At 37.5% G+C, this 14,954-nt stretch carries 13 protein-coding genes; 10 read left to right on the top strand and 3 right to left on the bottom strand.

Annotation, left to right across the window (positions count from 1 at the left end):
- The first annotated feature begins 345 nt into the window (after positions 1-345).
- From MWJ95_RS20550 to nikC, 6 genes are all read left to right on the top strand, one after another.
- Positions 346-2,091 (top strand): ABC transporter ATP-binding protein, encoded by a 1,746-nt coding sequence (locus MWJ95_RS20550; RefSeq protein WP_283164804.1) that lies wholly within the window; start codon positions 346-348, stop codon positions 2,089-2,091.
- A gap of 377 nt (positions 2,092-2,468) precedes the next feature.
- A complete protein-coding gene (locus MWJ95_RS20545; RefSeq protein ID WP_249107127.1) occupies positions 2,469-3,482 on the top strand; it encodes an ABC transporter ATP-binding protein in 1,014 nt (337 codons plus the stop codon).
- Positions 3,457-4,431: an ABC transporter ATP-binding protein gene (locus MWJ95_RS20540; RefSeq protein ID WP_249107126.1), complete on the top strand. Its 975-nt coding sequence runs from the start codon at positions 3,457-3,459 to the stop codon at positions 4,429-4,431. The genes MWJ95_RS20545 and MWJ95_RS20540 overlap by 26 nt, the downstream gene beginning before the upstream one ends.
- Before the next feature lie 36 nt (positions 4,432-4,467).
- Positions 4,468-6,081 (top strand): ABC transporter substrate-binding protein, encoded by a 1,614-nt coding sequence (locus MWJ95_RS20535; protein ID WP_249107125.1) that lies wholly within the window; start codon positions 4,468-4,470, stop codon positions 6,079-6,081.
- Positions 6,082-6,318: 237 nt separating this feature from the next.
- Complete coding sequence (locus MWJ95_RS20530) at positions 6,319-7,323, top strand: ABC transporter permease (protein WP_249075554.1); 1,005 nt, start codon at positions 6,319-6,321, stop codon at positions 7,321-7,323.
- A gap of 15 nt (positions 7,324-7,338) precedes the next feature.
- Positions 7,339-8,232 carry a nickel transporter permease gene (gene nikC / locus MWJ95_RS20525; protein WP_249075542.1) on the top strand — a complete coding sequence of 298 codons (894 nt, stop codon included), beginning with the start codon at positions 7,339-7,341 and terminating at the stop codon, positions 8,230-8,232.
- Between the two features lie 62 nt (positions 8,233-8,294).
- On the opposite strand, the gene MWJ95_RS20520 is transcribed toward nikC, so the two are convergent.
- Entirely contained in the window at positions 8,295-9,383 is a 1,089-nt protein-coding gene (locus tag MWJ95_RS20520; protein ID WP_249075543.1) for an FUSC family protein, read from the bottom strand.
- A 339-nt stretch (positions 9,384-9,722) separates the two neighbouring features.
- Complete coding sequence (locus tag MWJ95_RS20515; protein WP_283175797.1) at positions 9,723-11,009, bottom strand: glutamate-1-semialdehyde 2,1-aminomutase; 1,287 nt, start codon at positions 11,007-11,009, stop codon at positions 9,723-9,725.
- Positions 11,010-11,140: 131 nt separating this feature from the next.
- On the opposite strand from MWJ95_RS20515, the gene bcp reads away from it, so the two are divergent.
- From bcp to perR, 3 genes are all read left to right on the top strand, one after another.
- Positions 11,141-11,617, top strand: a complete 477-nt coding sequence (gene bcp, locus MWJ95_RS20510; protein ID WP_249075544.1) for a thioredoxin-dependent thiol peroxidase — start codon at positions 11,141-11,143, stop codon at positions 11,615-11,617.
- A complete protein-coding gene (locus tag MWJ95_RS20505) occupies positions 11,614-12,558 on the top strand; it encodes a D-2-hydroxyacid dehydrogenase (protein ID WP_249107124.1) in 945 nt (314 codons plus the stop codon). Before bcp ends, MWJ95_RS20505 begins: the two co-directional genes overlap by 4 nt.
- A 113-nt stretch (positions 12,559-12,671) precedes the next feature.
- Entirely contained in the window at positions 12,672-13,115 is a 444-nt protein-coding gene (gene perR / locus MWJ95_RS20500; protein WP_249107123.1) for a peroxide-responsive transcriptional repressor PerR, read from the top strand.
- 25 nt (positions 13,116-13,140) lie between these two features.
- Here the strand turns inward: perR and MWJ95_RS20495 are convergent, their stop codons facing one another.
- Positions 13,141-13,491 (bottom strand): YgzB family protein, encoded by a 351-nt coding sequence (locus MWJ95_RS20495; protein ID WP_079564327.1) that lies wholly within the window; start codon positions 13,489-13,491, stop codon positions 13,141-13,143.
- Between the two features lie 209 nt (positions 13,492-13,700).
- Here MWJ95_RS20495 and MWJ95_RS20490 point away from each other — a divergent pair, with 209 nt between their 5' ends.
- A complete protein-coding gene (locus MWJ95_RS20490) occupies positions 13,701-14,594 on the top strand; it encodes a nucleotidyltransferase-like protein (protein ID WP_249075547.1) in 894 nt (297 codons plus the stop codon).
- Positions 14,595-14,954 lie beyond the last annotated feature (360 nt).

Below are 14,954 nucleotides of genomic sequence, written 5' to 3'. Positions count from 1 at the left end.
TATGCACAGACTTGTAGCCGAGGCGGTCCGTTATTTGGGTCACTTTGTGAATGATACTATACATATGAATAATGAATTATACGTACCCTCTTTTGGGTTCATACTAGTAGGTGTGGTTTTTATAGTACTAGAATATGTATCAAAAAGATTAAAGGAAAAAATGTAAAAAGGATTGCTAGTTGCAAAATAGTTCGTGACTAAGCTAAATTAACTGTACTTCAAACAAAATATTGCTATAATACGTTTGGACATTCATTTTTTATGGATGTCTGTTTCTTTTTTTGTATGAAAAGATAGAAGGGGTTATTTGCTAAATATGTTTTCTGATAAGGATGTGATAATAAATTGAGTAGTATAAAGCGTTATATGAGATTTGTAAAACCATATACATGGGAAATTATTTTAACAGTTTTAATTGGGATAGTGAAATTTGCGATTCCATTATTTATTCCATTACTCATAAAAATTGTGTTAGATGATATTATCGCTGCAGATCATCTAACGGATGCAGAGAAGACAAAAGAACTGTTTTATTGGTTAGGTGGTACGATCATTGTATTCTTTATTATTCGACCACCAATTGAGTATTACCGTCAATATTTTGCTCAACATGTCAGCAACAAGGTGCTTTTCGATATTCGAAAACAAATATACGCACATTTACAGCGACTAAGTTTAAGATATTATGCCAATACAAGAGCTGGCGATGTAATTTCAAGAGTGATTAATGATGTGGAACAAACAAAAAACTTTATCATGACAGGCTTGATGAATGTTTGGCTCGACCTTGCAACAATTGTTATTGCTATCGGTATTATGCTTGCCATGGATGTGAAGCTTACGCTAGTAGCATTAGTTGCGTTCCCGTTTTATGCGTTTAGTGTGAAGTACTTCTTTGGGAAACTTCGATCTTTAACACGTAAACGATCACAAGCACTTGCAGGTGTGCAAAGTTATTTGCACGAACGTGTAGCTGGAATGAGCATTATTAAAAGCTTCACGCTAGAAAAACATGAACAAAAATTATTCGATGAAGCAAATGGTGAATTTTTAGAAAAGGCACTAGATCATACGAAATGGAATGCAAAATCATTTGCGGTGGTCAATACCATCACAGATGTAGCACCACTCCTAGTAATTGCTTATGCAGGTTACCAAGTTATTAATGGTCCCCTTTCAGTTGGGACAATGGTGGCCTTTATTGCCTATATCGAACGACTTTATGGTCCACTTCGTCGTCTTGTTAGTTCATCAACGATGTTAACCCAATCATTTGCATCAATGGATCGAATGTTTGAATTAATGGATGAACCCTATGAAATAAAAAACAAAGCTAATGCGTTAGAGCTACCTCGGGTAAAAGGGGAGGTCCGCTTTGACAATGTGAACTTTCAATATGAAGAAGATGGCGCGCGAATTTTAAACAATATCAATTTTACTATTAAACCTGGAGAGACAGTTGCATTTGTAGGAATGAGTGGCGGAGGAAAATCAACTATTATTAGTTTGATCCCTCGCTTTTATGACACTACAAGTGGAGCGGTGTGTATTGATGGCCATGATGTTCGAGATGTAACATTACATTCTTTACGCTCACAAATTGGCATCGTCCTACAGGATAATATCTTATTTAGTGATTCAGTAAAAGAGAATATTTTAATGGGTAAGCCAGGTGCTTCCGATGAAGAGGTTATTGCTGCGGCAAAAGCAGCAAATGCACATGATTTTATTATGAGTTTGCCAAATGGCTATGACACAAAGGTTGGGGAGCGCGGCGTGAAGTTATCAGGTGGACAAAAGCAGCGGGTGGCGATTGCTCGTGTATTTTTAAAAAATCCTCCTATTTTAATACTTGATGAAGCGACTTCTGCATTGGATTTAGAAAGCGAGGCACTTATTCAAGAATCGTTGGATGTACTTGCCCATGAACGTACAACTATTATAATTGCTCACCGACTTTCTACGATTACACATGCAGATAAAATTTTCGTTATCGATCATGGACAATTAATTGAAAGTGGTACGCATGAGCAATTAATGCAAAAAGAGGGGACTTACTTTAATTTATTCCAGGTGCAACATTTAGATTGAAGTGCAACGTTATAATAGAAAAATCTGGCTCACCATACTGTGGGGTTGATTTCCATTCCGGCCAGGCGCTTTGTTATTCTCATGATATATGTTTTAACAAAATGTCATCGCTATATTTTATTAATGAGTCAATAATCTAAAAATAGCTTTCCGTTTAACATAAATGGAAGGCTATTTTTTTGTCTTAATTATAAAATCTTATTAATTAATCAGACATTATTAATACGAAACTCGAACAATGTAGAAAATCTATGTTAATTGCAGAATAATAATGATTGAAAGAGCAATGGTTTTTGGTTAGAATTATCTGAAAATAGGGAATTGAGCGATAGTTATTTCAACTAAATAAAAATATGGGTAGGATGGAGCGATTGATCATGAGAAAAAAGCTGCTAGAAATAAAAGGTTTAAAGACAACCTTTTTTACAGATGATGGACAAATTCCTGCCGTAGATGATATCGACTTTTCTGTTCATGAAGGCGAAATTTTAGGGATTGTAGGGGAATCAGGAAGTGGAAAAAGTGTCACATCACTGTCCATTATGGGGTTAATACCGTCGCCACCTGGAAAAATAACGGGTGGGGAAATACTATTAGATGATCAAAATCTCGTAACATTATCGGATAAACAAATGCAGAAAATTCGTGGGAAAGATGTGGCGATGATTTTTCAGGAACCTATGACATCCTTAAATCCTTTATTTACAATAGGGGATCAGTTAAAAGAAGCCATATTAATTCACAATCCAAAATGGTCGAAAAAAGAAGCCTTTGCAAGGGCAATTGAAATAATGAAGCTAGTAGGTTTACCGCGTGCTGAGGAATTATTAAAAGATTACCCACATCAACTATCTGGGGGGATGCGACAACGGGTCATGATTGCAATGGCACTTGTCTGTGATCCAAAGGTATTGATTGCTGATGAGCCGACAACTGCTTTAGATGTGACGATACAAGCTCAAATCTTGCAGCTTATGAAAGATTTAAATAAACGTCTAAACACAGCTGTTTTATTAATTACACATGATTTAGGAGTAGTTGCAGAAACATGCGAGCGAGTTATCGTGATGTATGCAGGTCAGATTGTAGAGGAGGCACCAATTCAGGAAATATTCGTGAATCCAAAGCACCCCTATACACAAGGGCTTATTAAATCTGTACCAGATATGCGTTATAAAAAGGACAATCTTTACTCTATACCTGGTAGCGTACCTAAGCCTGGAAGTATTCAGGAAGGTTGTCGTTTTGCGCCCCGTTGTGAATTTGCAATGGAACGCTGTGTACAAGAAACACCACCTTTATATAAAGCAGCAGAGCAGCATAAATCAAGATGTTTTTTACTAGAGAAACAGGAGGTGGAGCAACATGTCGAAAGTGTTGTTGAAAGTTGATGGTTTGAAAAAATATTTTCCCATTCGGAAGGGTGTTTTGAGCACACAGGTTGGGGACGTAAAGGCAGTGGATGATGTTTCCTTTGAAGTCTTTGAAGGAGAAACATTAGGTATTGTAGGTGAGTCCGGGTGTGGTAAATCAACAACTGGTCGACTTTTAATGCGATTGCTTGAGCCAACGGAGGGTGAGATTGAATTCGCAGGCAAAATGATTTCGGAATTATCAAACAATGAGATGCGTAAAGCCCGTAGAGACATTCAAATGATTTTCCAAGATCCTTATGCCTCTCTTAATCCGAGACATAATATTGGAAAAATACTGGAGGAGCCACTTATTGTTCATGGCATGGGCAATGCTAAGGAACGGAAACAGAAGGTTTTAGAGCTTCTCGAAATTGTGGGGTTAAATGAATATCATGTAAAACGTTACCCCCATCAATTTAGTGGTGGTCAAAGACAGCGTATTGGGATTGCCCGTGCTTTAATGACGAATCCACGTTTAATTATTGCTGACGAGCCTGTCTCTGCACTGGATGTATCAATACAGGCGCAAGTATTGAATTTATTGCAAAACTTACAAAAGGACTTAAAGCTAACTTATATTTTTATTTCCCACGATTTAGGGGTTGTACGCCATATTAGTAATCGTGTAGGTGTGATGTATTTAGGGAAATTAGTGGAGTTAACAGCAAGCGAGGATTTATATGCTGAGCCACTTCACCCCTATACACAGACACTATTATCCTCGGTACCTGTTCCAGATCCTACGTTTGAACGTGAACAGCACATTATTTCTGGAGATATCCCAAGTGCTTCAAATCCGCCAAGCGGGTGCACATTCCATACGAGATGTCCATTTAAAAAAGAAGAATGTTCTCAAGTAGTTCCGAAAATGCAAGAAGTCAAACCGGGTCATTATGTTGCTTGTCATCTATACGATGCAATCTAACATTCAATGATATAAAAAAACTTAGGGGGAAATTCAATGAAGAAAAAGAAGTTTTGGACTTTGGGTGTAATGCTTATCCTTGTTCTTTCGACAATCTTAGCCGCTTGTGGCGGTTCAGATACTAAGGATACGGGTAGTAAAGATACTTCAAGTGGTGGCGATAAAGCTAGCGGCGGACCAAAAACATTAGTATATGGGCGTGGTACCGATTCAACTGCACTCGACCCAGCGACAGTGACAGAAGGTGAAGCGTTTAAAGTTACGATTAACATCTATGAGACTCTAATTAACTTTGGAGAGAAAGATGTAACATTGCAGCCTGGGCTGGCAAAATCTTGGGAACCTTCAGCAGATGGATTAACGTATACGATGCAACTTGAAGAAGGGGTTAAGTTCCATGACGGTACTAATTTTAATGCTGAAGCAGTCGTGAAAAATTTTGAGCGCTGGAAAGCTGGTGCTGATAAATTCCCATATTACTCCTCTCAATTTACGGTAGGTGGAAAGCAAGTAATTGAGTCGATTACTGCAGATGGTGATTATAAAGTTATATTTAAATTATCTCAACCACAAGCAACATTCTTGAAAAATTTAGCGATGTCTCCATTTGCTATTGCTTCACCAGCAGCATTTGAAAAAGATGATGATTCACTAAAGGATCATCCAGTAGGTACTGGTCCATTTAAATTTGTAGAGTGGAAACGAAATGATTCCATCACAATAGAGAAAAACCCAGATTATCGTATAGCAGATTTGCCGAAATTAGATAAAGTTATATTCCGTTCTATTCCAGAAAACTCCACACGATTCAATGAATTAACTAACGGTGATGTCGATATAGTTGATGGTTTAAGTCCATCAGATAAAGCTTCAATCGAATCAAATACAGATTTACAACTAATCGAACGTCCATCTATGAATGTTGGCTATCTTGGATTAACAGTAACTCGTCCACCTTTCGATAACGTAAAAGTTCGTCAAGCAGTCAATTATGCAATCGATAAGCAAACATTAGTAGATGCATTTTTTGAAGGCTTAGGCGAGACAGCAAAAAATCCAATGCCTCCACTAGTTGCAGGCTACAACGATGACATTAAAGGCTATGAATATGATCCAGAAAAAGCAAAAGCATTATTAGCTGAGGCTGGCTATGACGGTAAAGAAATCGAGCTATGGGCAATGCCTGTGCCACGTCCGTACATGCCAGATGGTCAAAAAATAGCAGAAGCTATTCAAAAGAATTTAGCAGACGTTGGTATGAAATCTAAAATTGTATCGTTTGAATGGGCTACGTATTTAGAGAAGGCGGAAAAAGGAGATGCGGATGCATTCTTACTTGGATGGACAGGTGATAACGGCGACGCGGATAACTTCCTTTATACTTTATTAGATGGGGATAACATTGGTTCTAACAACTATACATTCTATGATAACAAAGATTTACACAAAATATTAGTTGCAGCACAAACTGAAATGGATGAAGATAAGCGTAATGCTCTTTACAAGCAAGCTCAAGAGATTATCTCTAAAGATGCACCATGGGTTCCGATTGCTCACTCTACTCCGATTTTAGCTGCTAACACTAAAGTGACAAACTATATTGCACATCCGACAGGTTCTGACCGTTTAGAAGCAGTAGATATGAAGTAGGCATGAAGAGCTGCCCTAATAGGTTTTAATTTAAAAGGAATTTTAAAGAATCTGCTTGCTTTCTGCGGGTAAGCCGTAGAAAGTTAGCGGATTCTTTTTACTAGCTAGAGGTATTTTTTCTGTATGAAAGACCAATCAAACCGTTTGGTGAAGGCTGACCCTTTCTACAGTATGTGTAAAGACTTCAATGCTTTTCATGCAAAAGTATATTTTGAAAATAACAGAGGGGTGAAGAAAATGCTTCACTATATGGGAAGACGTTTATCTCAATTAATCCCAGTTTTGCTTGGAATGACTTTTATCGTTTTTATGTTAATTCGTGCAATTCCTGGTAATCCTGCACAAGTAATTTTAGGACAGCAGGCAACGAAAGAGGCGGTCGAAGCGTTAAACGCAAGTTTAGGATTAGATAAGCCATGGTATACACAATATTTTAGTTATTTAGGTGGCATTTTTCAGGGGGATTTAGGGGTATCATTACGTACTAAATTACCTGTATCTGAGGAAATTTTCCCTTATTTAGCGGCAACTGCTGAACTAGCATTATTTGCAATGATTATCGCCGTAATAGTTGGCGTAAATGCAGGTATTATTTCTGCATGGTTCCAAAATTCTTGGTTCGACTATGTGGCAATGGTAGTTGCTTTAATTGGGGTGTCTGTACCAGTCTTCTGGCTCGGTTTAATGGAACAATGGGCTTTCAGTAATCAGCTTGGTTGGTTTCCGACATCTGGGCGCGAAAATGTGAGGGATCCAATAACCGCCATTACTCATTTTTACTTACTCGATACGCTAATACAAGGCCGCTTTGATCAATTTACTGAAGTAATAAAGCGATTAGTATTACCGGGTATGGCACTTGCGACAATTCCAATGGCAATTATTGCAAGAATGACTAGGTCGTCAATGCTTGAAGTAATGCGCTCCGACTATGTACGCACCGCTAGAGCAAAGGGACAAAAAATGTTTATTGTTGTTTACAAGCATGCTTTAAAAAATGCAGTTATTCCAGTGTTAACAGTAATCGGTTTGCAAACAGGATTACTGCTAGGTGGAGCCATATTAACCGAGACAATTTTCAGCTGGCCTGGAATTGGTCGTTATATTTATGATGCCATTGGTTTCCGAGACTATCCTGTTATTCAATCAGGTATATTAGTAATTGCTTTTATTTTTATCATGATTAATTTAATTGTGGATTTACTGTATACGGTGATAGATCCACGGATTAAATACAAGTAGAGGGGGGAAGCGATAATGACTGGAGCAATAGATATTAAAACAGAAGTAGCACCAAGTCGTGAACGAGCGGTAGGTCCTTGGAGAGAAGGCTGGCGTAGCTTTAAAAAGAGCAAAATCTCCCTAGTAGGCGTAGGCATTGTATTATTTTTTGTTATACTTGCTATATTTGGTCCACTGATTGCTCCCGAAGGAATTAATGAACAAAATTTTTCGAAGCGTTTATCAGCACCCTCAAGTGAGCATTGGTTTGGCACGGATGACTTTGGTCGGGATATTTTCTCTAGAGTTATACATGGAGCTAGTATTTCATTGAAGGTAGGCTTCTTTTCAGTTATTCTATCTGCTGTTGTAGGTAGTTTCCTTGGCATTATTGCTGGGTATTACGGAAGATGGATTGATACGATAATCTCGCGTATTTTTGATATCCTGTTAGCATTCCCTAGTATTTTACTTGCTATTGCAATAGTAGCAGTACTTGGACCATCATTACAAAATGCATTGATTGCCATTGCCATTATTAACGTACCGAATTTCGGGCGTTTAATTCGTTCGAAAGTATTGAGTGTTAAAGAAGAGGAATATATTGTAGCAGCAAAGGCGATTGGAATGCGTGATTCACGAATTTTGTTCTCGCATATTTTACCAAACTCAATGACGCCAATCATTGTACAAGGAACGCTAGCGATAGCGACAGCGATTATTGAAGCGGCAGCACTAGGCTTCCTTGGATTAGGAGCGCAGGCACCGGCACCAGAATGGGGGAAAATGTTAGCGGATGCCCGCATATTTTTATTGAAGGCACCGTGGACGATGATTTTCCCAGGTTTAGCTATTATGTTAACGGTTCTAGGTTTTAATCTAATGGGTGACGGTCTGCGTGATGCGCTTGATCCGAAAATGAAAAGTTAATAAAAAAAGGGCGGAGAGATGGATAATACCAACTCTTCGCCCTTTTAACTGAGTTCTTCTATTTAAATAAATTCCTCTTCAAATTCCACATTAATTTCATGCCCATGATGAGTCTGATACGACACGATGAGCGTATCCAAATGCTCTAGGTTTTCTTCGTAATCTAAAATACGAGATAAAATATAAAGTAAGTGATAGCTCGAGAACTCTGTATCGCCTTCCTCATGCGCGTAACTAATCTGTTTAATGAATATTTCCATTAACTCGTTGCGCTGAACATAATCAATGTTTTTACTCCATTCCGAATGTTCGGGCTTTAATTTCCCCGTATACTTTAACAGGAGCTGCTCATGGTAAGTTAGCAAGAAATCAAGTCGCTCTTGAATCATTAAATGAAATTGCGTCGGTAGCTGTGATAATTCATTTTCATGATTATGAAGACGATGAAGAAGTTCTAAACTTTTCTTTGACGTTGTGATCATTTGACGATACACAACTAATTTACGTGCTTTTATATACTTTTTATTTTTAAAGTAATTACGCTCTTCCTTATAAAAAGAATACAGTGTATCCACACGTTGCATACGAGACTTAAATTTGCTTAAAGCTTCTTTTGTAGAAGTATGTTCAGATGCTTGACGAACGGCAAGTCGCGTCCATCGAATAATATCATCCTGTAAAAAATAAATCTTACGGAAAAGCTTTACCTCATATTTTGGCGGTAGGAAGAACAGATTGACCACAAATGCTGCCAACACCCCAACTAATATTGTAACAAAGCGAATAAGACCGAATGTAAGAAAGTCATCTCCTTGAATCTCCATAATAGCTACTACTGTAACTAATGCAAGAGACAACGATTTTTCAAGTTTAAATTTCAACATTATACCGATAGCAACAATGACTGCAATGCCGACTGCTACTACATGGTGACTAAAAAGCAAGCCAAAAATGACCGCGATGGTTGCTCCTATAATGTTGGCTTGTACTTGCTCAACAATTGTTTGATAGGAGCGATAAATAGATGGCTGAATCGCAAAGATTGCTGCAATTCCTGCGAAAACAGGTGAAGGTAGCTCTAGCAGCTCAGCGATAAAAAGTGCAAATACGATGGCGACACCAGTCTTAAATACACGGGCACCTAATTTCATAGAAAATGGATGTCCTTTCTGTTAAAAAATTTTAATTTCTTTCAGTATAAATCTCCCCCTTCAACAGGTGGCGAGATAAATACAGTTATAGATTCTTCAGTAAGTGCTCAAACATCCGATAAGCAAAAGCTTCCGGCGTATGTCACATATCCGAATCCTGCACAATTATGACGAGGCATAATTAATGCTTCTTTACATTATAGAAGGAAGTGCTCATAAAATACATAAATTTGTATGTCATTTACAAAGAAAGACGACTCATAAGGGAGTCGTCTTAAAAGTTTAATATCTAATTACTGTTCTAAAATGCTCTTCTCACTAAGCATTAGCCTTTGTAAATTACAATTGAGAAAATGCAAAGTCTACCGCTTTAATGGATTCTAGAATATCAGCTTCTGTATGTTCTGTTGTTAAGAACCATGCTTCATATTTAGATGGTGCTAAATTAATGCCTTGTTCAAGCATTAATTTAAAGAAGCGACCAAAGATTTCACCGTCAGAGTTTTCAGCCTGCTCATAGTTTTCTACTTTCACATCTGTAAAGTAAATTGTAAGGGCCCCTTTAAGGCGATTAACAGTAATTGTTACATTATGTTTTTGTGCTGCAGCCAGGATACCTTCCTCTAAAATGCCCCCAAGACGATCCATTTCATCATAAATACCCGGAGTTTGTAATACTTCTAGGCAGGCAATACCAGCTTGCATAGATGCAGGGTTTCCAGCCATTGTACCTGCTTGATAGGCAGGTCCAAGTGGAGCAACTGTATCCATAATCTCTTTACGACCACCATATGCTCCGATTGGTAAACCACCGCCGATTACTTTACCAAGTGCAGTTAGATCAGGTGTTAACCCTAATAAGTTTTGGGCACCACCGTAGTGGAAGCGGAAAGCAGTAATAACTTCATCATAAATAGTTAGTGCTCCTTTTTCCTTTGCTGTAGCATGAACTAATTCCAAGAAGCCAGGGTTAGGCGCGACAATACCGAAGTTTCCAACAATAGGCTCTATTAAAATAGCTGCGATTTGATCGCCCCATTGATCCATAGCTTCTGTAAATGCTTCTGGGTTGTTAAATGGTACAGTAATGACTTCCTCTGCTGTTGAAGTAGTAACACCTGCCGAATCTGGCGTACCTAATGTTGCAGGACCAGAACCAGCGGCTACTAATACTAAGTCAAAGTGACCATGGTAGCAACCAGCGAATTTCATAACCTTCGTACGGCCAGTATAAGCACGTGCAACACGAATTGTTGTCATGACAGCTTCAGTACCAGAGTTATTAAAGCGTACTTTATCCATAGATGGGATTGCTTCTTTTAGCATTTTAGCAAAAGTAACCTCGTATTCAGTTGGTGTCCCAAACAAAGTTCCATTTTCAGCTGCATGTGTAATAGCCTTAGCGATATGTGGGTGACCATGACCAGTAACGATAGGACCGTAAGCTGCTAGATAGTCGATATAACGGTTGCCATCAACATCCCAAAAGTAAGCACCTTTCCCACGAGCCATTGCAACAGGTGAACCTCCGCCAACTGCTTTATAAGAACGAGAAGGGCTATTTACACCACCAACGATATGCTGTAGCGCTTCTGCGTGTACTGCTTCTGATTTTGTGTGATTCATATATATTGCCTCCTAAATCTTTATACTCCATCTATTGTAGACCTATCAGTGCAAGAAATCCAAAGAAATTAAGGGATATGATTTGTTTTACTATTTAGAGTAAAATAGAGCGTACAGAGGAGGAGATTGATATGGCTTTAATAGAAGGTAAAAAAGCACCTGATTTTTCCCTTATAAATGAAAAAGGAGAAACAGTAAAGTTAGCAGATTTCAAAGGACAATATGTTATTTTATATTTTTATCCCAAAGATATGACTCCAGGCTGTACGACAGAGGCTTGTGACTTCCGTGATAAGCATGAGGATTTTAGTCAATTAAATGCAGTCGTACTTGGTATTAGCCCTGATGATGAAAAAAAGCATAGCAAATTTATAGATAAGCATGGATTACCATTCTCTCTATTAGTGGATGAAGATCATGCCGTAGCAGAAGCGTATGGTGTATGGGTGCTGAAGAAGATGTATGGACGCGAATATATGGGGATAGAACGTTCGACATTTTTAATCGATACAGAAGGAAATCTAATAAAGGTATGGCGTAAAGTACGTGTCAAAAATCATATTGAAGAAGTGTATACATATTTAGCAGAATGGGAGGCGACACAATGAGAATCTATTTTACGTTTGAACCAAGGCCAGATTTACGTGAGCCACTAGTAGCAAAATTTCCTCAAGTTGATTTTATTTTTGAAAATGGCTTATCAAACGAAGAGCTGCAACAAGCAGATGTACTTGTCACATACGGTGAAGATTTAAATGATGAAAATATTCAGTGTGCGACAAAACTAAAATGGATTTTTGTAGCTTCAGCGGGGATCGAAAAAATGCCCGCTCAAGCCATTATTGAACGGGGAATATTCGTTTCGAATGTGCGCGGCATTCATAAAACACCAATGGCAGAATCAATGCTTGCCCATATTTTGGCGATTAAACGTGCACTGCCTTGGATGTATGAACAGCAGAAAAAAAGTGAATGGTCCAAAAAAGCGAAACAAACCGAGTTACGGGACAGTACAGCGCTTATTTTAGGACCTGGAGCTATTGGCTCAGAAGTAGGTCGCTTATTACAAGCTTTTGGTGTTGTGACAATTGGCTGTAACCGCTCAGGGAATGAAGTATCATATATGAATAAGATGGTGAACTTTGATCAATTAATAGAAGCTTTGCCTAAGGCTGATATTGTTATTTCTGTACTACCTAGAACAGAGGAGACCACACATTTATTGAAAGAAGAACATTTTAAAGCGATGAAAAATGACGCCATTTTCATGAATTTTGGTCGTGGAAACTTAGTAGAAGAAAAGGTTTTGATACATGCCATTCAAGCAGGTGAAATTGGTCATGCCGTATTAGATGTATTTGAACAAGAGCCTTTAACTGAGAATCACCCATTATGGACATTACCGAATGTCATTGTGTCTCCGCATGTTTCGAGTCATTCATCTCGCTATGTTGAACGTAGTTTAGAGATCTTTAAACCAAGCTTAGAGAAATGGTTACGTGGTGAAACAGATTTAGAAAATAGGATGGATTTATCTAGAGGTTATTGACTTAATTCTAATTAAATTGAAATGTGTATGAATGTTGACAGAAGTAAGAGAAATTCGATACACTAATTATAACAATTATAAATTAATAATCTTTATGGAAGAGGTGCATGACGATGTCTGAAACGCATTTACAGGATGCACTTGACACGTTAAAAACAACTGGTGTTCGTATTACTCCTCAGCGTCATGCTATTTTGGAATATTTAATTCAAACAATGGCACATCCAACTGCCGATGAAATTTATAAAGCACTTGAAGGGAAATTCCCAAATATGAGTGTTGCGACTGTTTATAATAATCTTCGCGTATTTCGTGAAGTGGGTCTAGTGAAAGAACTAACATTTGGTGATGCTTCAAGTCGCTTTGATTTCGTTACAAATGATCATTATCATATTATTTGTGAATGCTGTGGCAAAATAGTCGACTTCCATTATCCTGGTCTCGACGAAATTGAACATTTTGCATCACAAGTAACAGGCTTTGATGTGCATGCACATCGTTTAGAAATTTACGGCACTTGTCCATCGTGTAAAGATGTACCTGCAAAAGTACAATAAAAAATTCCTAGCTCTTCAATGAGGGCTAGGAATTTTTTGTCTTATTATAAGATTGGTCGAACTCTTTTCCTTCTAGAGTTGGATCCAGCGTTAATGGTTCATTACAGTACATACACATATCTACACGGCCTAATACTTTTGTGTGCTTATGGCAATTAGGGCATTCCACTTGAACAGCTTTTGTTGAGAGCAGCCCTATCCATGCATAAACAACTGTACTACCAATGATACAAAGTACACCAAGGGTCATGAAAATTAATACTAGAATAGGATAGTTTTTAAAGAAGATTCCCCCATACATAACTACAAAGCCGATAAAAATAAGTGCTAATGCGAATGAACGGATTTTATTAATTTTACTTTTGTAAGGTTTCATTTATCATCTTGCCTCCCAATCTAAAATCTACTATAACATATAAGAACAAAGTATTTTAGCTTTGATAACGTGGAAAGAAGGAATACTTTTAGAGTATGTCGAAATTTTAACGAAATCAATCTCGCCTTGGCGTCATTGAGTCCGGTGAAAATCCGTGACACCCATTGAATGAAGATAAAAGGTCACAAGCAAATAGAGGGGGACTGAACATGGAACAAGTTTTGCGTCCAATATACCAGGAACGAGCAAGTCAGTCGAATACACTAGGCGTTATTTTAGTGGAAAAACGCGAGGAAAAAAGTAATGTTACAGATACCTTTGATACAATTTTACTTATTATTGTAAAGGAAGCGGAAAAGCCAGTCTTTTCGAAACATTATCTATATGAAGGAAATAAAGTAGCTTTACATACTGTTACTGAGAAAACAATACGAAAATGGCTACTAATTGGCTCAAATAAAAAAGTAGTCGATTGGATTTTCTTTGGTAGAGTATTATTTGATCGTAATGAATTTCTTCATAAATTAAAAATTGAATTACAGGAGTTTCCGTTTAGTGGTCGTAAAATTAAAACGGGCATTCAATTTTCAAAGCTAATTCGACGTTACTTAGAAGGAAAAGAATACTTTGATAAGGGGAGCTATCTCGATGCTTATAATCATGTTGTAGATTCGTTACATCATTTGGGCCGTTTATCTATCATTGATAGTGGACTTTATCCTGAAGTAACCGTTTGGGCACAGGTGAAAAAACTAGAACCGGCAATTTATAAATTATACGAAGAGCTTGTTACAAGTAATGAACCGATAGAAAAACGGTTAGAGCTATTGTTTTTAGCAAGTGAGTTTTTAATACATTCACGTACTCGAGACGGAGCTCAACATATTTTAGAAGTCATGCAAACAAAAGAGACTTGGACTATTCAGGAATTGCACGATCATGAGGAGCTCATGAACTACTCAGTAGATTTAGAAGTATTTGTTGAATATCTAGTGGACAAAGGCTACATTCAAATTGAACCTATCGTTGCGAAAAGTGAAATGATATTCCACCGTCATTATAAGGTAAATAAAGAAGCTCTAGAAATCGATCAAGGACTGTAGTATGCTAGTTATCGAGGTATGAAAAATACCTCGATATTTTTTTGAAAAAGTTGTTGACTTTTAATTTGTTGATATTGTATTATATTAATTGTCGCTAAGACATAACGAAAAACTCAACGAACGAAAAAAACTTTTGAAAAGTTGTTGACATGAATTGAGTTAAATGTTAATATTAAGAAGTCGCTGAAAAACAACGGCGACGATATGAACCTTGAAAACTGAACAAGCAAAACGTAATCAATAAAGTTTTTAGTAGCTAACTTTGAGTTGGTGAACAAAACACAATTTTGGACATCAAACATGATGCCAGCAAAACAATTTGAGCTAATCAAATTTCTTTTTATGGAGAGTTTGATCCTG

Origin of the sequence: Lysinibacillus sp. Bpr_S20 (genome assembly GCF_023337835.1) — a bacterium.
Lineage (GTDB): Bacteria > Bacillota > Bacilli > Bacillales_A > Planococcaceae > Lysinibacillus.
The sequence above is the reverse complement of the archived record's forward strand: the minus strand, read 5'-3'. Positions and strand labels throughout refer to the sequence as shown.